Origin of the sequence: Pantoea sp. BAV 3049 (genome assembly GCF_009765445.1) — a bacterium.
In the GTDB taxonomy this organism is placed as follows: Bacteria; Pseudomonadota; Gammaproteobacteria; order Enterobacterales; family Enterobacteriaceae; genus Erwinia.
Genome location: NZ_WHOY01000004.1, coordinates 11,660 through 31,964, shown reverse-complemented (window position 1 = coordinate 31,964; position 20,305 = coordinate 11,660). Strand labels below are relative to the sequence as shown.

The following is a 20,305-nucleotide window of genomic DNA, read 5'->3' as shown; positions in this document are numbered from 1 at the left end:
CCTCAATAGGGGGCAGGTAACAGCAGTTCGCTCAGTGGACGCAGGCGACCGATCACGTGTCGGGAGGTGGTGAACATAAAGTCCGCCGCGTCTTCATGGCCGGTAATGGCCCGGTCGGCGACTTCCGGCGCGGCAATTTCCCAGATCCCCAGGTGATGCCAGTTGTGCGCCCAGTCCAGACGATGGCGACCGGCAATATTGACGTTCAGCGCCAGATCGCCTTTGAAAGCCACATCGCACTCGGCATCGTATTCCACGCGCTGTTCAGCGGAGGCTTCACACCAGGCGTCGTTCCACTCCCAGAAGGCCATAAAGCCCCAGTCGCGTGGGATGTCCGGCCCGCTGCCGTTGACCGTGGCGAACTCGCGCGGGCCAATCAGCCATTCGGTGGTGAACAATTTTGCCCAGCCAGCCTCTTCAAGCCGTATCGTCCCTGCGATGGCCGCGCTCAACGTCGGGGCTTCAAATGCTCCGCTGATGTCCCAGGGATGGGCGAAACCGCTGTCCATCGCCATCGGGGTGGCGGCAGATTCCGGCGTGAACATCGCGCGGAAGGAGAGCAGCCAGCCTTCTTCAGAGAGCTGAGCCAGCAGCGCGATAAGCTGCTGATAATCCTGCTGGCTGTACAACGTATCGGCCTGGCGCCTGGCCAGGAAAGCCACCACGCAGCGCGAAGATGCCAGCGGTTGCGAGCTGAAGACTTCGGTTTCACCGGTCAGAAGCGTCATAGCCCCTCCCGCACTTTCATTACCGCAGTCATCAGCTCCTCCACCCGTTTGGGATCGACCGGCTTCCACCACTGGCCGTCCTGTTTCAGCCACTGGCCGATAATCGCGCCATCGGCGGTGGCGAACAGCTCAGGAACCTGTGAAGGCGACAGACCGGACCCGACGATCACCGGCAGATTGGTGCCGTTGCGTACTTCATCCACTTCACTGGTGCTGGTGGGGTTGCCGGTTCGTGTACCGGTGGCGATCAGCACATCCGCATCGAACCATTCGGCATCGGTGGCCTGCTCCGGAATACTGCGATCGGCGGTAATGGCATGCGCGCCGAATTTGACATGAACGTCGGCGAAAATGGCGACATCGCGGGCATCAATCATGGAGCGGTAGCGCATCGCTTCCGGGGCCGGGCCATTGATAAAGCCTTCATTGGCGATATAAGCGTTGGCCCACTGGTTGACGCGCACCCAGCGAGCGCCAACCGCTTTGGCAATGGCGAGGGCGGGAATTGCACCATTAGCCACGCAGGTAATGCCAATCGGCGTATCCACGGCGTTGCGCACGGCCAGACAGGCGGCGGTCAGGGCGGCCACCGTTTCCGGACCGATATGTTCCGGGCGGGCGAACGGCAGGTCACTGGCGTTCTCGATGATAATGCCGTCCACGCCACCCCGTGACAGGGTCAGCGCATCGGCCACGGCGGCGTCGTAAACCTCTCTCATGGGCTGGCCGTTATAGCGCGGCGCGCCGGGCAGCGGCTGAAGATGGATCACGCCGATTACCGGTTTTTTTACCTGAAACAGCGTCTCCAGGGCGTTACTCTTCTGCGGCAGTACTTGTGGTCCGGCCATAGTCTCTCTCTCTGAAATGCGGGTTATTAAGGGTCAGCGCAGGCTGGCCTGGCGAAATTCGGCAAGTTGCTTCCGCGTGGGATAAGAAGGCTGCGCACCAGCCCGGCCACAGCTGATTGTGGCGGCGAAAACGGCTTCACCGAGCGCGGCGGCAACGGGATCGCCGGCCTGGATGCGCCCGATAAACCAGCCAGCCAGGCAGTCTCCCGCGCCGGTGGTGTCGACGATCTCCGGCGTCAGCGGAGAGCGGGCCTCGATGGTTTCGGTGGCGGAGGTGTAGCTGGCTCCGCGTGGTCCAAGGGTGGAAACCACGCTTTTTACGCCCAGGTCGAGCAGGCGCTGGACAGGATTGTCGCCAAGCTGCAGCAGCGAGCGCTGATTGCAGAACACCGTTTCTGCACCGTCCAGCAGAGGGTGGAGCGGTGCCAGACCGTCGCTGAAGGTGGCGGGTTCAAGATCCAACGACCACCGGCAGCCAGCCTGGCGCGCCTGTCCGATCAGATGCCAGGCACCTTCGCCATACACGGCGGTATGCACCCAGTCGATGCCCTGCAAAGAGAGTGACTGAATCCAGGCGAGAGAAGGGTAGAGTGAGACGCCAGGCTCCAGCAGCAGGCGCTTTTCCCCGTGGGGTTCCAGCAGCACAATGGCCCGGCAGGTGCGCCCCGGCATTTTGCGGCTGACGATCTTGATGCCGGATTGCGCCAGCGAGGCGAGCAGTGAATCAGCAAACAGATCGTCGCCGGTTTCAATTGCCAGCACCGCGTTTCCTTCGGCCATACGGCAGGCGAGGGCGGCATTGCTGATCACCCCGCCAGCCGATTCGTTATCAATTTTTACGTGCAGCTTCTCATCGGGCTGCGGGATGTAGCCCAGCTGCACGGTGGTATCCAGGCTGATGTCGCCGACGAATAACGCTTTGCCGCCCGCCATTATGTGCGTACCAGGTCAATGGCGAAGGCGTACCGGTCGGCGCGGTAATGCACCACCGCGTACTCCACGGGCAACTGTGCCTGATCGTGGCTGAGGCGACGGGCGACCAGTGTGGCCGAGCCTTTGGCAACTTTCAGCCGGCGGGCCAGCTCAGAGGTCACCAGCGCGGCACCGATCGTTTCCTGAGCGCCGGTGATCCGGCAGTCGCAGTGCTGCTCAAGCCAGACATACAGTGATTCGCGGTCCAGTTTGTCGCTGGCGGGGGGCGCATGCAGGTCGAACAAACCCGGCCTCAGCCAGCTGTAAGAGAGCGCCATGGGCTGTCCGTCGGCGTTGAGCAGGCGCGAGATGGCAAAGGCTTTTTCATCTCTGCTCAGACCCAGCGCGGCTGCGGCCTCGGCAGGTGGCATCACCATCCGGGCGCTGAGGGTTTTGTAGCTGGCCGTAAAGCCCCGGCGGCGCATATCTTCCGCAAAGCTCGACATCTGACTGAGCGGCTGGATCACCTGCGGCGGCAACACCACAGAGCCTTTACCAGCCCGACGGCTGATCAGCCCTTCCTGCTCCAGCTTATCGAGCGCGGTGCGGGCGGTGGTGCGGCTGACGCCAAAGACCTGATTGAGCGTGGCTTCCGAAGGCAGAATATCGCCCTGCTTAAAACCGCCAAATTCGATCTCCCGGCGCAGCCTTTCGGCTATCTGCCACCACAGAGGTTGCGAACCGGCGACCAGCGCCTGCTGATTCCACTGCATATCACCCATCCCGTGTTGCCTGAAGTTAAGGGGATAATTGATTGGCATGACAATGCTGTCAATACGGTATGGTTGGAGGAAAGTGCTTTTAAATCAGTGGGTTTTGATGGGTAATTGACGTGACATTTACCGCTTTGTGACCGGAAAACAAGCAATTAGCAGCGGACAATTTCGGCTGAAAGTGAGCGGACAATTCGCTTAAAAAAGAAGCATAGGAAATTACTATGCCTCTTTTTTTCCTGTCTCAGTTCGGCGGTTATTTTAACTGAGCGCAGGCGGCCTGAATCTTCTGGCAGGCGGCTTCCAGCAGGGCGTCGTCCACGGCATAAGCCAGGCGTAAATAACCAGGAGTGCCAAAAGCTGAGCCGTGCAGGACCGCCACACTGGCTTCGGTCAGGATCCAGCTGGCGACGGCCCGATCATCCTCAAGGCGCTCACCCGTCGGGGTTTTCCGCCCAATCAGTCCCTGGCAGTTGGCGAAAACATAGAAGGCCCCCTGCGGGACGTTGGCGCTCAGCCCGTCCGTTTCTTCGATCATCTTCAACACGCGCCTGCGGCGGCAGTCCAGCTTTTTGATCCAGCCGGTCAGGAAGTCCGCTGGCTGGCTGAGGGCAGCAACGGCTGCGGCCTGAGCGATGCTGCTGGGATTGGAGGTGCTCTGTGACTGCAGAATTTGCATCGCCGCAATCAGCCAGCCCGGTCCGGCCGCGTAGCCCAGTCGCCAGCCTGTCATCGCGTGGCTCTTCGAGACGCCATTAACGGTCAGCGTCCGCTCTGCCAGCTGCGGCGCAATTTCGGCGAAGGTGGCAAACGGTGCCTGGTCATAGCGCAGCGGCTCATAGATGTCGTCCGCCATAATTAACACCTGCGGATGATCGGCCAGGACATCTGCCAGCGCCTGCAGTTCTGCGGCGGTGTAAATTGCTCCAGTGGGGTTACCTGGCGAATTAAGGATCAGCCAGCGCGTTTCCGGCGTCAGGGCTGTGGCCAGCCGATCCGGCTGCAGCTTCCAGTCGTGCTGTTCCTCACATGCCACGATCACCGGCTCGCCTTCCGCCAGCGTCACCATATCAGGATAGGAAACCCAGTACGGAGCCGGAATAATTACCTGCTGTCCTGGATCAACGGTTGCCAGCAGGGCGTTAAAAATCAGCTGTTTGGCACCGCTTCCGGCGATGATTTCATCCGGCTGAAAGTGCAGGTGATTATCGCGGGCAAACTTGGCTGCAATCGCGGCTTTCAGTGCGGCGGTGCCGGAAACGGCGGTGTATTTGGTCTGGTGCTGCACAATCGCTTCAATGCCCGCATAGCTGATGCTGGCCGGGGTGGAGAAATCCAGCTCTCCTTCGCCTAAATTGATCACTGCGGTTCCCGCCGCTTCAAGCGCCCGGACCTGGTCAGAGATGGTTGCCGTTGGCGAAGGCCGCACCCGCTGCATACGTCGGGCTGTCTGACTGATATTCATAAAACCTCTTTTGTATCTGATGATTCAACTTATACAATTGTCTGCCCAACGTCAGCAGGAAATGCGTAATGTCACCGATCTTCATTCTTGATGATTCACCCGTCCCGGCCCGTTTTGGCGTCACCGCCAGCCTGTGGGCCAGTCAGCTAGGGCTGCCGCTGTGGAGCCTGCGGCCTGACTTTGACCGGGATTTTCACGACAGTCATCAGCACGTTATCCGTGCGGGCTACTGCGTGACCAGCGGCCTGTGCCGTAGCGATACCCTGCTGCAGGAGGTCACCGATCCCACTCAGCTCCCCACCCAGGACGCGGTGGTAGTGCTGTCGGCCTCACAGATGCAGCGCATTGCCATGTTACAGGGAAGTCGTCTGCACAGCCTGACCCGGCACGACCGGCTGGAACTTCGGGATGACAACCAGACGCTGCTGCAGCTTGTGGCTGACGACTATGGCCGCTGGTCCACATTCCATCCACAAAGCGCGGGTACCCTGTTGCGCATTGGCCTGATTGGCCGTGAAAACGACCACCGTCAGGTTTATCCCGCTACGCTGGCTGCTCTCGGTGATGCGGCAACAGCCCTGAACCTGCGCGCGGAAGTGCATTTCCTTCCGCCAGCCAGCCTTTCCGCAGACCTGCATGAACTGAACAGCCTGCACGGCGTGGTGCTGCCGGGCGGTGCATCAATGGCGGCAGTGGCCGGGCAGATCCGGGTTGCTGAGGCTACCCTCAGCCGCACGCTGCCCACGCTGGGACTCTGTCTCGGCATGCAAAGCATGTCGACGGCGGCAGTCCGGCAAAGCAAAGGTTTTGAGCAGGCGATCCCGGCTGAAGTAGCCCCGGATGCCGCGCTGCACAGTTTTATTGCCTTTGAAGATGCCCGCCATCGCTGCGGCGTGTTGCCCTTCACTTTCAGCGGATTACCTGCTGCGATACCGGAGATGCACTACAACCACCGTTACCGCTTCAACCCTTCTCTGCTACCGCAACTGGCCGCCAGCGGAGTGAAAATCAGTGCAAAGACCGGCGATATCGTTGAGGGAATTTCCCTGCCCACTTTGCCGTTCTGGCACGGTGTTCAGGGGCACCCGGAGCTGTTGTCACGCGCCGGGGCTCCTCATCCGCTGTTTATCGCTTTTCTGCTGGCGGCGCTTAATCCGCCAGCGTGACGCCGGTACGGGTATCGCTGGCCAGCTGTTTCATCACGCTGGTCAGCGCGGCCAGTGCTTCAGTCGAAACGGGTTTCAGCGGAGCACGCACGGTGCCACCCTTAAAACCACGCAGTGCCATTGCCGCTTTCACCAGCTGCGGCTGGCCATGCTGACGGGCCAGCGCGCGATAGTCGTACCACAGCTGATGCAGGTCGCGGGCGGTAGTGGCATCGCCTTTCTCCACCGCGCGGAAGGTGGCCAGCACCAGCTCGGGCAGCGCACCGCTGTTGGTGGTGCTGATGCCATCGAAGCCCGCCATCATCGGGCCTAAAAATGCCAGATCCGAGGCGCAGAACAGGCGCAGCTTGCCGCGCAGGCGATTGGCAATCTGATCGATAGCGGTCGGATTCAGGTCGCCCTGTTTAATGCCCACCACGCCCGGCACTTCTGCCAGCTGTTCCAGTAGGGCAGGCGACAACGTGATGCCAATGCCCGGCGCGTTGTAAACCAGAATGCCGGTTTTTGACAGCGGGGCCATCTCGCGGAAGTAAGCCAGAATCTGCCCTTCGGTGATCTCGCTGACGTAAGGGGCAGTGACCATTGGCAGGCCGCCCAGATCGCCCGCCAGAGCGGTCAGTTCACGGGCTTCACGCGGATCGGCGCTGGCGCTGCACAGCATCACCGGGATGCGATCCTGCACGCAGTCCATTACTTCGCTGAACAGCTCGCGGCGCTCGGCCAGCGACATCACCGGAAACTCACCGTAGGTGCCGCCAATCAGGATGCCGTCATAGCCCAGGCCGATCACGCGCTCAATGTTTTCACGCAGCGCAGCAAAGTCGATGTCACCCTGAGCATCAAAAGGGGTCACGGTGATATTGAAAATGCCACGCAGGCGGTCACGGCATTCGTTGATGTCTTTCATTTTTATTCCTTACAGCAAAGTTAATGGGCGGTTGAGGGTGCCAAGCTGGCGATAACCGGTTTCAGTGACCACCACGGTTTCACTGACGCCAACGGTAAATTCACCGTAGATGCGCAGGGCGGGTGGGATATGGAAAGTCATGCCCGGTTGCAGTTCGGTGGTCACGCCGCTGTACAGGCTGAGAATGCCGCCTTCGCCCCAGTCCGGTGCAAAGGACACCCCGATGGAATACCCGGTGCGCTTCTTGAAATTGTCGGTGAAACCGGCGCGATCGATAACCTGCTGGCAGGCAAGGTGCGGCGCTTCGCAGGTGGCACCGGGACGGATGGCGTCCAGCGCAGCCTGCAAGGCTTCCTGACAGACTTTCTCCATCTCCAGCGCGATGGCTGGCGGGCGGCCAAGCCAGGCAGAACGCATCAGTGCGGCATGGTAGCGATCGTGAGCGGCAGCCATCTCCAGGAATACCGGATCGTTATCCTGCATCACGCGACGACGCCAGGTACCGTGCGGCACGCCGCTGCGCGGGCCGGTGGAGACCAGCGGTTCCATGCCGACGTATTCTGAACCGGCAGCAATGGCAGCCCCCATCATGGCGGACACCAGCGCGTTCTCGTCAGCGCCGCTGCGGATGGCGGCTATCCCGGCGAGCATCCCGGCATCCACATAGCGGGCGGCGGTAGCGATTTTCTCTACTTCCGCCGCAGATTTCACCGCACGCAGGGGTTCAATCACGCCAGCGGTATCGGCAATGGTGCCCAGCTTGCTCTGCAGCGCTTCATACACGGCCACCGGCAGGAACCAGCCGCGCTTGTCCAGCCCGATACGCTTGTTGAGCCAGTTTTGCCGTTTTAGCATGCCGACCAGAAAATCGACCGGGTTGTCGCCGTCCTGATAAATGGCGGCGTCGGAGATAAAGGTGTTGGCGATAAAGTTGAAGTACTCCAGCTGACGGATCACAAACACCGGCTCGCCTTCAACCGGCAGCAGCAGGGCCTGGAAGGTGTAGTAGCCCGGCGTCTGCTGGCCGGTCAGCCAGAAGATGTTTTCCGGTCCGGTGACAATCATCACGTCCACGCCCGCTGCGCTCAGGCGCTCACGGGTGCGATGGATACGCTGTGCATACTCCTCCGCGCTGAAGGCGGACTCACTGCCCTGAATCACATTAATTTGTTGCATCACTAAACTCCTGAAGGAAGGTGGCGCGCGCGGCATCGAAATGCACGCCCAGGCCGGGAGAATCAATCACGTTTATCTGGCCATTGTGGTAGCGCAGGCCACTGACCGGGTCGTCGGTCAGGCCATCAGCGCCATACAGTTCGGCAAAGGCGGGTTGCAGTACGCGGCAGAGTTGCAGCGCCGCTGCGGTAGCCGCGTGGCCTTCATTCATCTGGCCGATCATAAAGGGGACATCCGCTTCCTGCAGGCGACGAGCTGCCGCCAGCGTTGGTGTGATGCCTCCCAGCTTCACCAGTTTCAGATGGCCCCATAAGGTGCCCCCTGCGGCGGCCAGTCGTTCGATGGCGGCTTCGCTGTTAAGGCTTTCATCCAGCATGATCGGAATGCCATAACCTGCCAGCTCTGCCAGCTGCGCATCCTCAGCCGGAGCAAGCGGCTGCTCGATATAGCTCAGTGCCAGCTCGCGAAGCTGTGGAAAAGCCCGTTGAGCATCGGCCAGTGACCACTGGCCGTTAACGTCAATCGCCAGCGAGACGGTTTCGCCGAAAGTTTCACGCAGCGCCCAGAGACGGGCCAGGTCGGTGGCAAAATCGGCGATGCCGGTACGCAATTTCAGCTGGTTGAAGCCGCGCGCCACATAGGAACGCGCCTGCGCCAGCATCTGCGTTTCGCTGCCCCAGAACAGCGTCTGGTTGGTGGTGTAAGCGGGCAGGCTGTGCGGTGCGCCCAGATTTGCCGCCACGCTTTCGCCTTTCTCGCGAGCCAACAGATCGTGCAGGGCCATATCTATCAGCATGCGCGAAGGGGCCAGCAATGGGCTGTCCGGCGCATGGATCGCCTCCAGCAGCGCCTGCGCATCGCGGTGCCAGTTCCACTGCGTCAGCATCTGCATCAGGTTGCTCAGCACCTGCGCTTCGCTGTAGCCGTGCAGATACTGAATATTCAGCCGCACTTCACCGATACCATGAACGCCCTGAGATTCGAGGCGCAGCCACAGCGAATCCAGCGCGAGAACCGCGCCGGAGCTTGCCGTATGCAGTGTCACACCGGCATAGTGCAGGTCACCCCGCCACAGCTGTGCTTTCACGATGCGGACTCCGGCGGCAGCAGAGCCAGCGCGATATCCAGATAGATATGCGCGGCGGCGATAAACTCTTCGATCGGCACAAATTCATCCGGCTTATGCGCCACCGCCAGCGTGCCAGGCCCGACCACCACGCCTTTGGCCCCAAGCGCGCGGAAGTGCACCAGATCGCAACCGCCCTGAAAACCAAACGGACCGGGCTCTGACTGACCATGACGACGGCAGGCTTCCAGGCTGTGGCGTACAATCGCTTCATTGCTGTCGGTTTCGGTGGCACCACCGGTGGTAGGCTGCCAGGCAATGATTTCCGCCTCGACACCGGCATTCTGACGGGCGTGATCCAGCAGCTGTTGCAGCTCCGCTTTCACTTCGGCCTCGTCCTCGCCAGGCACCATGCGGCGATCCAGCAGCAGCTCGCAGCTGTCCGGCACCACGTTATCTGCATGGCCGCCGTGGATGCGGGTGACGGTCAGACTGGCGTTGCCGACCAGCGCATGGCAGCGGCAGCGCACCTGCTGATGGTGAGCTTCTTCAATCAGCCCCAGCAGCCTGGCCGACTGATAAATGGCATTGATTCCCAGCTCCGGCGTGCCGGAGTGCGCGGTAACGCCTTTAACCCGCACACGCGGGCGCAGGCTGCCTTTGTGGGCAGAGAATGTGGCATTGGACGTCGGTTCACCAATCACCGCAAAATCGATGGCGGGCGGCGCGTCGGTGGCATAAAACTTCGCACCTTCGCTGGCGACCTCCTCATCGGCGGTGAAAACGCCCATCAGCGTGCCGGACCAGTGCTGGCGATGCTCAGCCAGCTGGCGCAGCGCCTCGACCATTGCCACCAGCGGGCCTTTGGCATCGCAGGAGCCGCGACCGTACAAACGGCCTTCGCGTTCGGTCAGGGTAAAGGGATCGCTGGACCAGCCTTCACCGGCCGGCACCGTATCCAGATGGGTGTTAAAGGCAAAGCACGGTCCGGCACCGTTTTTCAGCACGGCAATGACGTTGGTGCGTCCCGGCGCGTATTCGCTGAAGGAGAGGTCAAAACCGGCAGCCCGGAGCCAGCCCGCCACGCATTCGGCGGCTTCACGCTCCTGGCCTGGTGGGTTCTCCGTATTGATGGCGACCAGCGCGGTCAGATCCTGCTTCATGCGCACGCTGTTAACCTGATAAGTTGTCATACAAACTCCGCTGTTAATGTAAAATCTGGTCGAGGAAGCGCTTTGCCCGCTCGCTGACCTGGCCTGCGAAAAAGTCCTGGGCGGCGGCCCGTTCAAGGATTTTGCCCTCTTCCATAAACAGAATGTGGTTGGCGGCCCGGCGGGCGAAGCCCATCTCATGGGTCACCACCATGCTGGTCATCCCTTCGGCGCTCAGCTCTGCCATCACTTCAACCACTTCACGGATCATCTCCGGATCGAGCGCAGAAGTTGGCTCGTCATAAAGCATCAGCTCCGGTTTCATCGCCAGTGCCCGTGCAATCGCCACGCGCTGCTGCTGGCCGCCGGACAGCTCGTCAGGGAAGTGGTCGGCTTTGTCGTGAATGCGGACTTTTGCCAGCAGGGCTTCAGCCTGTTTGCGCGCCTCAATGCGGTTAACTCCCAGCACCGTCATCGGTGCCAGCATGATGTTTTCCGCCGCGGTGAGATGTGAAAACAGCTCGTAGTTCTGGAACACCATGCCGATGCGTTGGCGCAGCTGATGAGGCGGAACCTCGCCCCGGCTGACGTTCTGGCTGGCGAAAAAGATATCGCCGCTGTCCGCCGGGGAGAGCATATTGACGCACCGCAGCAGGGTGGATTTGCCGGAGCCGGATGGCCCAATCAGCACCACCGTCTCACCCCGGTTGATATTTAAAGAGCAGTTTTTCAGCACAGGCTGGCGATCAAAGGCTTTGTCGATGCCGATCATTTCCAGCAAAGGTTTTTTATCCTGGCTCATGGGGTTTCCCTCGCTGGCTTGGGTAATTTCATCTGGCGTGCGCGGGCTTTCAGGCCTTTCTGGCGACGCTGTTTAGGATCCAGCACGCTCTCCAGCCAGGACTGGAAAATCATAAACAGGGTGGTCAGCAGCAGGTAATAGATGCCTGCGGCGCACAGGGCCTCAAAGTAGCGGAAGCTGGCACTGGCAGTCTGGTTTGCCACAAGCAGCAGCTCCTGCACTGCGATGACCGACACCAGCGCGCTCGACTTCAGCATGCTGATCATCTGGTTTCCCATCGGCGGCAGGACGATGCGGGCAGCCTGCGGCAGCACGACCTTGCGCATGATTTGCGGGCTGGTCATACCCAGCGCCATACCCGCTGTGCGCTGGCCGCTTTTTACTGCCTGCAGGCCGGAACGTAAAATCTCAGCCATATAGGCGCCCTCGTTCAGCGAGAGCGCCAGCACTGCACAGGTAAACGCGGAGAAGCGTATGCCGAAGCCAGGCAGCACGTTGTAGACAAAGATGATTTGGAACAGCACTGGCGTGCCGCGAAACAGCCACAGATAGACAAATGCCAGCCCTTTTCCTGCGCGGAACGGGGCCTCCTGCAGCAGGGCCAGTACCAGACCCATCACCACGCCACACAACAGTGAGCAGAGGGTGATTAACAGTGTCATCCAGGCACCCTGGAGAAATTCGGGTGAAAGGAAGTACTGCCACATTAATTCGATCGACATAACGTTCTCCGGTTAAGACTGGTACGGATTAATAAATGGCCACGGAATCCGGGAAATTCCACTTCTCAATCAGTTGCTTATAGGTGCCGTTTTTCACCAGACCCTGCAGGCCTTTTTCCAGCTGGGCTTTGGTTTCTTCATCGCCTTTCCGCACGGCAAAGGCAATGTGGGTGTCGGCTTCAAACTCCTCTCCCACGGCTTCAAACAGGCCTGGTTTTTCGCTGAACAGCGCGACTGTGCCAGGGGTTGAGAGGAACTCGGCATCCGCGCGCCCCTGCGCCACGGCCACGGCTGAATCGGTCGCCGCCGGGAAGGTCATCACGTTGATCTCTGCTTTGCTGGCCGCCACGCAATTTTTGTTATCTGCGCGTGCCTGGCTCTCTTCGATGCCACCCAGGGTGACGGCGATGTTTTTGCCGCACAGGGATAAATCACGGCCGGTGATCTTCGCCGGATTGCCTTTCGCTACCACCACGCGGCTGCCAATTTTCAGGTAGGGCACGAAATCCACCTGAGTGGCGCGCGTCGGGTTCACGTACATCGCAGAGTTGATGATGTCCAGGCGCTTGCCCTGCAGAGCGGGGATCAGGCCTTTGAACTCCATCGACATCGGTGCCGGTTCCAGTTTGATCTCCTTGCTCAGGGCGGTAATCAAATCAATATCAAAGCCGGTGAGCTTGCCGTTCTTCATAAATTCAAACGGCATAAAGGTGGCGGCAGTGCCATAGGTCAGCTTGCCTGAGGTAACGCTTTCGGGGGCGGCCTGGCTGACTGCTGGCAGCAACAGCCCGGCTAACATCAGGCCACGTAACATTAAAGAGGTGCTGGTCATACTCGTCTCCTGGAGAAGATTTAAATTGAATTTTGTGAATCAACAAATACAATCCTGGTTGCAAAAAAAATGCCTCTTTTTGATGCAGTCTGCACGGTTATCGTGCAATTCCTGCTTTATTTCGCGGCAGCCTGGCGGCTGTGTTATTGTATCTTCAGACCACAACAATGCATTTCAGGAAACCTTCCCCATGCAGTCTGACTCTACCGCGAGCAGTCTCCGGATAGCCCGGCAAATCCTTGACCTGATCTATGAAGCAAGATTCGATCCAGGTCATCATTTACGTGAACAACATCTGGCCGACGCGCTGGGTGTTTCGCGCACGCCGGTGCGTGCCGGGCTGAAGGAATTAACCCGACTGGGCGCGGTGGAAGCCCGGCCTAATCAGGGGTTTTTTCTGTTAAAAAGTGCGGATGCGCTGCAACAGATCGAAATTGCGCAACCGCAAAGCTCCGACCAGACTCTGTATGAATTACTGGTGCGGGATCGCATTGCGGGAGCGCTGCCGGAGTCCTTCACCCAGACCGGTATCGGCCAGCGCTATGAGGTTGACCGCGGCGTGCTGGCCCGCACGCTGGTGAAGCTGTCGGAGGATGGCCTGATTGCCCGCAATGCAGGGCACGGCTGGCGTTTTCAGCAGACGCTGAACTCAGAAGTGGCGCTGCGTAACAGCTACGGTTTTCGCCTGATGATTGAACCGGCCGCGCTGCTGACGCCGCACCTCAGGGTGGATCGCCAACTGCTGAAGCGCCTGCGTGCGCAGCATCTGCGGCTGATTACCCATCCCGACATTACCCGGGTACCCGCCAGAGAAATCTTCGAGACGGATGCATCCTTCCACGAGCTGCTGGCGGAAGCCAGTGGCAATCTGTTTGTTCTGCAGGCCATCCAGCAGCAAAACCGGCTGCGGCGGCTGATGGAGTTTGGCAGCTACCACAACAAGCGACGGGTTAAGGCCTGGTGCGAGGAGCACGTGGCGATCATCGATGCGCTGCGGGATAACAAAGCGGAGCTGGCTGCCGAATTGATGAGACAACATCTGCAATCCGCCTGCGACCAGGTAAATTTAAAAGCCGCCCGGTGATATCCGGCATCATTTTTGCACATAACGATCCTGAAAATACAATCAGGAGGCTTTATGGATTTGCAAATACAGCAGCGAGTGGCGCTGGTATGTGGGGCGGGAAGTGGGTTAGGACGGGCGATTGCTCAGTCTCTGGCAAAGGAAGGCGTCAGGGTGGCGGTATGCGGCCGAAATGCGGAGAAGCTGGCGGAAACCATCGCTGCCATTACTGAGCAGGGCGGAACCGCTCGTGCCTGGACGCTGGATCTGGCCGCGCCAGAGAATTTTGACGGGATGCTGGAGGAGATCCGTCAGCACTGGGGCGATGTTGATATTCTGGTGAATAACTCCGGTGGTCCACCACCAGCCCAGGCACAGGGCACTGATGCCGCTGTGTGGCAACAGCAGTTCAGCCTGATGGTGGCCTCGCTGATCCAACTGACGGATAAAGTGCTGCCCGCCATGCGTAAGCAGGGCTGGGGGCGCATCATTACCACCACCTCTTCCGGCGTGGTTGCCCCGATTGCTAACCTGGCTTTATCTAATGCGTTACGCATGAGCCTGCTGGGCTGGTCTAAAACCCTGGCCAGCGAAGTTGCTGCTGATGGCGTGACGGTGAATGTCATGGTGCCGGGCCGCATCGCCACCGCCCGCGTCAGCCAGCTCGATGCGATCAAGGCCGGACGCGAGAACAGCACGGCGGAAGAAGTGGCAGAAAAGAGCCGCAAAACTATCCCCGCTGGCCGCTACGGCGAGCCTGAAGAGTATGGTGCGACGGCGGCCTTCCTCGCAGGTGTTCCCGCCAGCTATATCACTGGCTCGGTGATCCGGGTTGATGGCGGGCTGATCTCCTCCATGTAAACCCAGGTGCATTCCGGAAGCGGGGGAACCTCGCTTCCGGTTGCCCTGGCGAGCTGATATTCTCGGCGGGTGGCTGAAATTTATCACCTGTTTCCGGGAAAAGGCTTTGTTATGAACCTGTCTCAGCAAAATATCCACGACCTTAATACTGTTGCCCGCTGGCTGGCAGAAGACGATCTGAACGCTGGCGATCAGCAGATCGACAGTGGCAGGCGCACGCCGGTGGTCAACGCAGAGATAATGATCCTGGCGGGCCACGCGATCCTGCCGAATATCACCGGTGCATTCGATTTACTGGCTGCCACCAGCCTGCCCGTGTTGTTCAGCGGCGGGGTGGGGCATTCGACCGGGCTGCTGAAGCAGGCGCTGGCCTCGGCTTCGCGCTATGCCCATGTCACTACCACGGCAGACAGTGAAGCAGAGATGCTGGCCGATGCGGCAGAACAGGGGTTCGACGTTCCCCGTGAACGCCTTCTTATTGAAAATCTGTCACGTAACTGTGGCGAGAATGCTGACTTCAGCCTGACCTTCCTGCAAAAAAATGGCGCGGTGCCGGAGCGTATTTTGCTGGTGCAGGATCCGTTAATGCAGCGCAGAACCACGGCCACCTTCCGCACCGCCTGGGCCCGACGGGGCATGAATGCCACGTTTATCAGCTGGCCGGTTTTTGTGCCTTACCTTGCTCTCCGACAGGGGGAATGTGTTATAGCCGGAGCGGATACGCAGGAAGGGTTATGGCAGCTGGATCGTTACGTTTCGATGATTTTAGGGGAAGTTAAGCGCCTGCGGGATGATGAAAACGGCTACGGCCCGGCGGGAATGGGCTTTATCGATCATCTTGATATTCCCCCAGAGGTTGAAGAGGCCAGCCAGAGGCTGGCAGGCAGCGCCGGATTGGCCGGATTGGTGCGATAGAGCGGCATCAACGGCCCTGCAGGCATCTGGCGTCAGCAGGTAATGTGCTCCGGCCAGTCAGGCCAGAGCACAACCTGCATTTAGTCGAGATCCCGCCCGTTGCTGGCAATCACTTTTTTATACCACCAGAACGACTTTTTCCGCGTGCGGGCCAGCGTGCCGTTGCCCTGGTCATCGCGGTCAACGTAGACAAAGCCGTAGCGTTTGCTCATCTCTCCGGTTGAAGCTGCCACCAGGTCAATGCAGCCCCAGCTGGTGTAGCCCATTACCGGGATACCATCCTCAATCGCCTCGCCCATCGCGCGGATATGATCCCGCAGATAGCTGATGCGGTAATCGTCTTTAATCTCGCCGTTTTCGTTGAATTCATCCTTCGCGCCCAGGCCGTTTTCCACCAGGAACAGCGGCTTCTGATAGCGATCGTACATCATGTTCATGGTGATGCGTAATCCCAGCGGATCGATTCCCCATCCCCAGTCGCTGCGCTGCACGTGCGGGTTAGACAGTGATTTCACCACGTTGGCGGCGCTGCTGTTGTGCTCGTTCATTTCTGCCGAGGCACAGCGTGAGGCGTAGTAGCTGAAGGAGACAAAATCCACCGTATTTTTCAGGATCTCCGTGTCGCCCGGCTCCATAACAATGCTGACGCCTTTCTCACGAAACACGCGGGCTGAATAAGAGGGATAAGCGCCGCGGGCCTGCACATCAATAAAGAACAGGTTTTCCCGATCCTTCTCTAACGCCGCCCAGACATCTTCCGGCTTGCACGACCACGGATAAAAATTGCCCCCGGCCAGCATGCAGCCAACCTGGTTCTCAGAATTGACCTGATGAGCAATGCGGGTCGCCAGCGCACTGGCAATCAGCTCATGATGGGTGGCCTGATACTTCACCTGATCGCGGTTTTCTCCCTCTTCAAAGACCAGCCCCGCGCCGGAAAACGGGCTGGCAAGCAGGATATTGATCTCATTAAAGGTCAGCCAGTATTTCACCAGCCCGTCGAAGGCCTCAAAGCAGGTGCGTGCATAGCGGGTGAAGAACTCCACCATCCTGCGGTTACGCCAGGAGCCATATTCGGTTACCAGATGCATCGGCACGTCAAAATGGCACAGTGTGACCAGCGGCTCGATGCCATGCTTACGGCATTCCCTGAAGACATCCCGATAAAATGCGATTCCCTGTTCATTGGGGGTCTGCTCGTCACCCTGAGGATAGAGTCGGCTCCAGGCGATGGAGGTGCGGAAGACGGTGAAGCCCATCTCCGCCATCAGCGCGATATCCTCTTTGTAGTGATGGTAAAAGTCGATTGCCTGATGGCTGGGGTAAAACTCATCGTCACGCAGGGTGAAGCGCTTCTCCAGCCCGAGCTTGACCGGCATACGGTGTTCGCCATGTGGCAGCATATCGACGGTGGTCAGCCCTTTGCCACCCTCCAGGTAACCCCCTTCCGACTGGTTGGCGGCCAGTGCACCGCCCCACAAAAATCCCTGCGGAAATGGCGAATCAGACATCAGTAACCCCTTTCATATGTTCAGTAACAGGCCGGCTTGCGCTGGCCGTATTGCGTGGCTCAACCTCAGTGCTGTTCTGCGTCGGTTCATCCTCCGGAATGTCCTCAAAACCGAGGATCAACGTCAGAATAAAGGAGAGCACCACGGCGAGGATCATCACTCCCACCACCCAGGCCACGGTCATCGGGTTGGACGGATTGAAGAACTGCACGCTGGTAAACAGCCCTGGCGAGGCCATCGAGTGGCTGGCCAGTCCGCCGATCCCGGCAACGGCACCGCAGATAAAGCCGCTGATCACGCTGGCGATCAGCGGGCGTTTAAGGCGAACCGCAACGCCGTAAAGCGCGGGTTCAGAGATCCCGGCAACAATGGCGGAAGCCGCTGCCGCCAGCGCGGTCTGACGCAGCTCGCGGTTTTTGGTGCGATAGGCCACCGCCAGTGAAGAGCCGCCCAGTGACAGGTTTGCCCCGATCTCCGAGGGCATCACCATGCCCTCTTTGCCGGTTTCCGCGATGGTCTGAATGATGGTTGGCGTAAAGACGCGGTGCATCCCTGTGACCACCAGCAGCGGCCAGATAGCGCCCATAATTGCCACCGACAGCCAGCCCAGATAGCCGTGAACGGTGTACACCACGGTGGAGATCCCGCTGCCGATCCAGATCCCCGCCGGGCCGATAAAGACAACGGCGATCGGCGCGGCAATCAGCACGATCAGCATCGGTTTCAGGAAGTTTTTCGTCACCGCCGGGGTGATGCGATCGACCCATTTTTCGATATACGACAGGATCCAGGTCATACACAGCGCCGGGATCACCGTATAGGTGTATTTCACCGCGGTAACGGGAATGAAGGTGAATGAGACGGGCTGACCCTGAGCGGCTTTAGCCATCAGATCGATAAAATTGGGATGAACCAGTACCCCGGCAATGGCGATCGCCAGTGATAAATTGGTTTTAAACTTCAGTGCGGCAGAGGCCGCGACCATCACCGGCAGGAAGAAGAAGGCCCCGTCACCGATTACATTCAGCAGCACCAGCGTGGTCGATCCCTTCTCAAACACGCCAGCCATATCGAGGATCATCGCCAGCAGCTTAACCATCGATCCGCCGATAATTGCCGGGATCAGCGGTGACATGGTGCCGATCAGCGCATCAAGGATCCCGCTCCCGATACTCTTCAGCGTTATTTTACGTTTACCGGCAGGTTGAGCGGCCGATCCGCCTGGCGTGCCGAGGTTCAGCACCGCCTGATAAGCTTTGCCGACGTTGTTACCGATAATCACCTGGCACTGGGTATCGGTATTCACCACGCCCATTACGCCGTCAATGGCCTTCAACCTGGGATTGTCGACTTTCTGACGATCCCTGATCACAAAGCGCAGTCGGGTCATGCAGTGGGTGACGGCTTCGATATTATCAAGACCGCCCAGCGCGCTGACGATACGCTGAGAAACCTGGGCATAATCTTTTGCCATTTTTTGTGTCTCCGGAGGCTGTAGGCAGAGGTATACCGGTATGTGCTCGTTATTTATCAAAGAATTAATTTGTATCCGGCGAAAACTCAACAGCTGCTTTTCGCCCGAGTGCGCACAGTTAAGATCCTGTCGGATCGCATTGTAGGAAACCGGTTTCACAAAATAATGTTTAGACTCCTCTATCAATACAAGAAATAAAAATTTTACGTTTTTGTTTTGTGATCGTGATCGCTGGCAAAGATACGCGGGCTGGTCGGGCGGGCGGGCAAAAATACTTCCAATAATGAGGGAGTTGAGTAGACTGCTGGCAGCTATCGTGATGAAGGGATGAAAAGCATGACAACTATACTTGAGGTGGCAAAGAAAGCGGGCGTCTCCAAGGCGACCGTCTCCCGGGTGTTGTCAGGCAACGGCTACGTCAGCGAAGAGACTAAAGCGCGGGTATTCAGCGCCATCCAGGATACGGGCTACCGGCCGAATCTGCTGGCCCGCAACCTTGCCACCAAATCCACGCAAACCCTCGGCCTGGTGGTCACCAACACGCTATACAGCGGCAATTACTTCAGTGAAATTCTCTTCCACTCCGCCAGATTGATGGAGCAGCATGGTCGCCAGCTGATCCTCGCCGACGGCAAACACAGCGCGGAAGAGGAGCGGGCTGCAATCGACTTCCTGCTGGATCTCCGCTGTGATGGGATCATTATCTACCCCCGTTTTCTGACCATTGCTGAAATGGACGAGATCATCGCCCGGCACAAGCAGCCGATTATGGTGATCAACCGGCAGCTGCGGGCGAACCAGAGCTACTGCATTTACAGCGATCAGAAAGGATCTGGCCAGCTGGCTGTCGATTATCTGCTGGAACAGGGCCACCGCGATATCGCCTTTATCACCGGTTCGCTGGATTCACCCACCGGGGTGGAGCGCCTGTCAGGTTATAAAACGGCGTTAGCGAAACACGGTATTCCGCTGCGAGAAGAGCTGATTGTTAACGGCAAATGGACGGCGCAAAGCGGGATGGAAGCTGCCACAAAGCTGCTGGCAGGCGGAGCGCCATTCAGTGCGCTGGTCGCCAGCAATGATGACATGGCCGTTGGCGCGCTGAAAGCGCTGGCGGAACAGGGCGTGCGGGTGCCGGGGCAGGTCTCGCTAATTGGTTTTGATGATATCGCGCTGGCCCCGTTTACCCAGCCTTCACTGACCACGATGAAAGTGCCGTTAACTGAGATGATGAAAGAAACCATCGACCGGCTGGTTGCCATGCTGGACGGCGGTGAACTGAAGCCGCGTACCGATTTTTCCGCCAGCCTGGTGCTGCGCGATTCTGTTGCGCCGGGGCCATTCAGTCAGCAGTAACGTTGTTTTCCAGATCCCTCGCCGTCAGCCACAGCCGGGTATCAAACTCCAGCTGGTGGTACTGCGGCTCCATATGGCAACAGAGCTGATAGAAGGCTTTGTTGTGATCCTTCTCTTTGATGTGGGCCAGCTCGTGCACCACGATCATCCGCAAAAACGCCTCGGGTGCCTGTTTAAAAATGGTGGCCACCCGGATCTCCGCCTTGGCCTTCAGCTTGCCGCCCTGCACGCGCGAAATGGCAGTATGCAGCCCAAGCGCATGCTTCATCACTTTGATTTTATTGTCGTAAAAGACTTTATTCAGTTGCGGCGCATTGCGCAGTGACTGGTTCTTCAGATCCAGCGCGTAGTCGTACAGCGCTTTATCGCTGGTGATGTTGTGGCTGTCGGGGTAGCGCTTTTGCAGCACTTCGCCCAGCCGCTGCTGTTCGATCAGCGTGCGTACCTGGGCCAGCAGGGATTCGGGATAGCCTTGCAGATAAGTAAGGGACGACATGCTGACTCCGGAAAAGAAAAACGACCCACAGGGGTAAACCGGCAGGGAGTTTACCACGGCTGGGATCCCGCGGGTTAATAT

Annotated in this window: 20 protein-coding genes; 5 read left to right on the top strand and 15 right to left on the bottom strand. The window is 58.9% G+C overall.

Translation table 11 applies throughout. From position 1 onward, the window contains the following. Positions 1-2: 2 nt before the first annotated feature. The 5 genes from GSQ70_RS00170 to GSQ70_RS00150 form a co-directional block, all read right to left on the bottom strand. On the bottom strand, positions 3-728 hold the full coding sequence (locus GSQ70_RS00170; RefSeq protein WP_158780394.1) for a hypothetical protein: 726 nt from the start codon (positions 726-728) through the stop codon (positions 3-5). Next, entirely contained in the window at positions 725-1,576 is an 852-nt protein-coding gene (locus GSQ70_RS00165; RefSeq protein WP_158780393.1) for a BtpA/SgcQ family protein, read from the bottom strand. The genes GSQ70_RS00170 and GSQ70_RS00165 overlap by 4 nt, the downstream gene beginning before the upstream one ends. 33 nt (positions 1,577-1,609) lie before the next feature. Continuing rightward, positions 1,610-2,509 carry a carbohydrate kinase family protein gene (locus GSQ70_RS00160; RefSeq protein WP_158780392.1) on the bottom strand — a complete coding sequence of 300 codons (900 nt, stop codon included), beginning with the start codon at positions 2,507-2,509 and terminating at the stop codon, positions 1,610-1,612. After that, a complete protein-coding gene (locus GSQ70_RS00155; RefSeq protein ID WP_158780391.1) occupies positions 2,509-3,261 on the bottom strand; it encodes a GntR family transcriptional regulator in 753 nt (250 codons plus the stop codon). Before GSQ70_RS00155 ends, GSQ70_RS00160 begins: the two co-directional genes overlap by 1 nt. A 256-nt stretch (positions 3,262-3,517) precedes the next feature. Next, entirely contained in the window at positions 3,518-4,726 is a 1,209-nt protein-coding gene (locus tag GSQ70_RS00150) for a pyridoxal phosphate-dependent aminotransferase (RefSeq protein WP_158780390.1), read from the bottom strand. 68 nt (positions 4,727-4,794) lie between these two features. On the opposite strand from GSQ70_RS00150, the gene GSQ70_RS00145 reads away from it, so the two are divergent. Next, positions 4,795-5,892, top strand: a complete 1,098-nt coding sequence (locus GSQ70_RS00145) for a CTP synthase (RefSeq protein WP_158780389.1) — start codon at positions 4,795-4,797, stop codon at positions 5,890-5,892. Here the strand turns inward: GSQ70_RS00145 and GSQ70_RS00140 are convergent. The 7 genes from GSQ70_RS00140 to GSQ70_RS00110 are packed head-to-tail and all read right to left on the bottom strand — an operon-like array spanning position 5,876 to position 12,548. Next, a complete protein-coding gene (locus GSQ70_RS00140) occupies positions 5,876-6,799 on the bottom strand; it encodes a dihydrodipicolinate synthase family protein (RefSeq protein WP_158780388.1) in 924 nt (307 codons plus the stop codon). The two genes, GSQ70_RS00145 and GSQ70_RS00140, sit on opposite strands and share 17 nt — an antisense overlap. 9 nt (positions 6,800-6,808) lie before the next feature. Next, positions 6,809-7,975 (bottom strand): Xaa-Pro peptidase family protein, encoded by a 1,167-nt coding sequence (locus tag GSQ70_RS00135; RefSeq protein ID WP_158780387.1) that lies wholly within the window; start codon positions 7,973-7,975, stop codon positions 6,809-6,811. Next, positions 7,962-9,062: a mandelate racemase/muconate lactonizing enzyme family protein gene (locus GSQ70_RS00130; protein WP_158780386.1), complete on the bottom strand. Its 1,101-nt coding sequence runs from the start codon at positions 9,060-9,062 to the stop codon at positions 7,962-7,964. The genes GSQ70_RS00135 and GSQ70_RS00130 overlap by 14 nt, the downstream gene beginning before the upstream one ends. Next, on the bottom strand, positions 9,059-10,234 hold the full coding sequence (locus tag GSQ70_RS00125) for a M20 family metallopeptidase (RefSeq protein WP_158780385.1): 1,176 nt from the start codon (positions 10,232-10,234) through the stop codon (positions 9,059-9,061). The genes GSQ70_RS00130 and GSQ70_RS00125 overlap by 4 nt, the downstream gene beginning before the upstream one ends. A 13-nt stretch (positions 10,235-10,247) precedes the next feature. Then, positions 10,248-10,994, bottom strand: a complete 747-nt coding sequence (locus GSQ70_RS00120; RefSeq protein ID WP_158780384.1) for an amino acid ABC transporter ATP-binding protein — start codon at positions 10,992-10,994, stop codon at positions 10,248-10,250. After that, positions 10,991-11,716 (bottom strand): amino acid ABC transporter permease, encoded by a 726-nt coding sequence (locus GSQ70_RS00115; RefSeq protein ID WP_158780383.1) that lies wholly within the window; start codon positions 11,714-11,716, stop codon positions 10,991-10,993. Before GSQ70_RS00115 ends, GSQ70_RS00120 begins: the two co-directional genes overlap by 4 nt. A gap of 28 nt (positions 11,717-11,744) precedes the next feature. Beyond that, positions 11,745-12,548, bottom strand: coding sequence for an ABC transporter substrate-binding protein (locus GSQ70_RS00110; protein ID WP_158780382.1), 804 nt, complete (start codon positions 12,546-12,548; stop codon positions 11,745-11,747). 190 nt (positions 12,549-12,738) lie between these two features. Between GSQ70_RS00110 and GSQ70_RS00105 the strand changes: the two genes are divergently transcribed. From GSQ70_RS00105 to GSQ70_RS00095, 3 genes are all read left to right on the top strand, one after another. Then, positions 12,739-13,632 carry a GntR family transcriptional regulator gene (locus GSQ70_RS00105; protein WP_158780381.1) on the top strand — a complete coding sequence of 298 codons (894 nt, stop codon included), beginning with the start codon at positions 12,739-12,741 and terminating at the stop codon, positions 13,630-13,632. A 54-nt stretch (positions 13,633-13,686) separates the two neighbouring features. After that, positions 13,687-14,472: an SDR family oxidoreductase gene (locus GSQ70_RS00100; RefSeq protein ID WP_158780380.1), complete on the top strand. Its 786-nt coding sequence runs from the start codon at positions 13,687-13,689 to the stop codon at positions 14,470-14,472. Positions 14,473-14,583: 111 nt separating this feature from the next. Next, positions 14,584-15,387, top strand: a complete 804-nt coding sequence (locus tag GSQ70_RS00095; protein ID WP_158780379.1) for a YdcF family protein — start codon at positions 14,584-14,586, stop codon at positions 15,385-15,387. Between the two features lie 80 nt (positions 15,388-15,467). Here GSQ70_RS00095 and GSQ70_RS00090 read toward each other — a convergent pair whose 3' ends face one another. Further along, positions 15,468-16,898, bottom strand: coding sequence for a 6-phospho-beta-glucosidase (locus GSQ70_RS00090; RefSeq protein ID WP_158780378.1), 1,431 nt, complete (start codon positions 16,896-16,898; stop codon positions 15,468-15,470). Then, the gene (gene ascF, locus GSQ70_RS00085; RefSeq protein ID WP_158780377.1) at positions 16,891-18,372 is read right to left on the bottom strand and encodes a PTS cellobiose/arbutin/salicin transporter subunit IIBC; all 1,482 of its coding nucleotides are present in this window, start codon (positions 18,370-18,372) and stop codon (positions 16,891-16,893) included. The genes GSQ70_RS00090 and ascF overlap by 8 nt, the downstream gene beginning before the upstream one ends. Positions 18,373-18,708: 336 nt before the next feature. Between ascF and GSQ70_RS00080 the strand changes: the two genes are divergently transcribed. Continuing rightward, positions 18,709-19,728, top strand: a complete 1,020-nt coding sequence (locus tag GSQ70_RS00080; RefSeq protein WP_158780376.1) for a LacI family DNA-binding transcriptional regulator — start codon at positions 18,709-18,711, stop codon at positions 19,726-19,728. Here the strand turns inward: GSQ70_RS00080 and GSQ70_RS00075 are convergent. Beyond that, positions 19,715-20,224 carry a M48 family metallopeptidase gene (locus GSQ70_RS00075; RefSeq protein ID WP_158780375.1) on the bottom strand — a complete coding sequence of 170 codons (510 nt, stop codon included), beginning with the start codon at positions 20,222-20,224 and terminating at the stop codon, positions 19,715-19,717. The genes GSQ70_RS00080 and GSQ70_RS00075 overlap by 14 nt on opposite strands. Between the last annotated feature and the right edge of the window lie 81 nt (positions 20,225-20,305).

Bases quoted from the DNA above. Each gene is read 5' to 3' on its own strand.
- GSQ70_RS00170 (WP_158780394.1), bottom strand. From the start codon at position 728: ATGACGCTTCTGACCGGTGAAACCGAAGTCTTCAGCTCGCAACCGCTG.
- GSQ70_RS00165 (WP_158780393.1), bottom strand. From the start codon at position 1,576: ATGGCCGGACCACAAGTACTGCCGCAGAAGAGTAACGCCCTGGAGACG.
- GSQ70_RS00160 (WP_158780392.1), bottom strand. From the start codon at position 2,509: ATGGCGGGCGGCAAAGCGTTATTCGTCGGCGACATCAGCCTGGATACC.
- GSQ70_RS00155 (WP_158780391.1), bottom strand. From the start codon at position 3,261: ATGCAGTGGAATCAGCAGGCGCTGGTCGCCGGTTCGCAACCTCTGTGG.
- GSQ70_RS00150 (WP_158780390.1), bottom strand. From the start codon at position 4,726: ATGAATATCAGTCAGACAGCCCGACGTATGCAGCGGGTGCGGCCTTCG.
- GSQ70_RS00145 (WP_158780389.1), top strand. From the start codon at position 4,795: ATGTCACCGATCTTCATTCTTGATGATTCACCCGTCCCGGCCCGTTTT.
- GSQ70_RS00140 (WP_158780388.1), bottom strand. From the start codon at position 6,799: ATGAAAGACATCAACGAATGCCGTGACCGCCTGCGTGGCATTTTCAAT.
- GSQ70_RS00135 (WP_158780387.1), bottom strand. From the start codon at position 7,975: ATGCAACAAATTAATGTGATTCAGGGCAGTGAGTCCGCCTTCAGCGCG.
- GSQ70_RS00125 (WP_158780385.1), bottom strand. From the start codon at position 10,234: ATGACAACTTATCAGGTTAACAGCGTGCGCATGAAGCAGGATCTGACC.
- GSQ70_RS00120 (WP_158780384.1), bottom strand. From the start codon at position 10,994: ATGAGCCAGGATAAAAAACCTTTGCTGGAAATGATCGGCATCGACAAA.
- GSQ70_RS00115 (WP_158780383.1), bottom strand. From the start codon at position 11,716: ATGTCGATCGAATTAATGTGGCAGTACTTCCTTTCACCCGAATTTCTC.
- GSQ70_RS00110 (WP_158780382.1), bottom strand. From the start codon at position 12,548: ATGACCAGCACCTCTTTAATGTTACGTGGCCTGATGTTAGCCGGGCTG.
- GSQ70_RS00105 (WP_158780381.1), top strand. From the start codon at position 12,739: ATGCAGTCTGACTCTACCGCGAGCAGTCTCCGGATAGCCCGGCAAATC.
- GSQ70_RS00100 (WP_158780380.1), top strand. From the start codon at position 13,687: ATGGATTTGCAAATACAGCAGCGAGTGGCGCTGGTATGTGGGGCGGGA.
- GSQ70_RS00095 (WP_158780379.1), top strand. From the start codon at position 14,584: ATGAACCTGTCTCAGCAAAATATCCACGACCTTAATACTGTTGCCCGC.
- GSQ70_RS00090 (WP_158780378.1), bottom strand. From the start codon at position 16,898: ATGTCTGATTCGCCATTTCCGCAGGGATTTTTGTGGGGCGGTGCACTG.
- ascF (WP_158780377.1), bottom strand. From the start codon at position 18,372: ATGGCAAAAGATTATGCCCAGGTTTCTCAGCGTATCGTCAGCGCGCTG.
- GSQ70_RS00080 (WP_158780376.1), top strand. From the start codon at position 18,709: ATGACAACTATACTTGAGGTGGCAAAGAAAGCGGGCGTCTCCAAGGCG.
- GSQ70_RS00075 (WP_158780375.1), bottom strand. From the start codon at position 20,224: ATGTCGTCCCTTACTTATCTGCAAGGCTATCCCGAATCCCTGCTGGCC.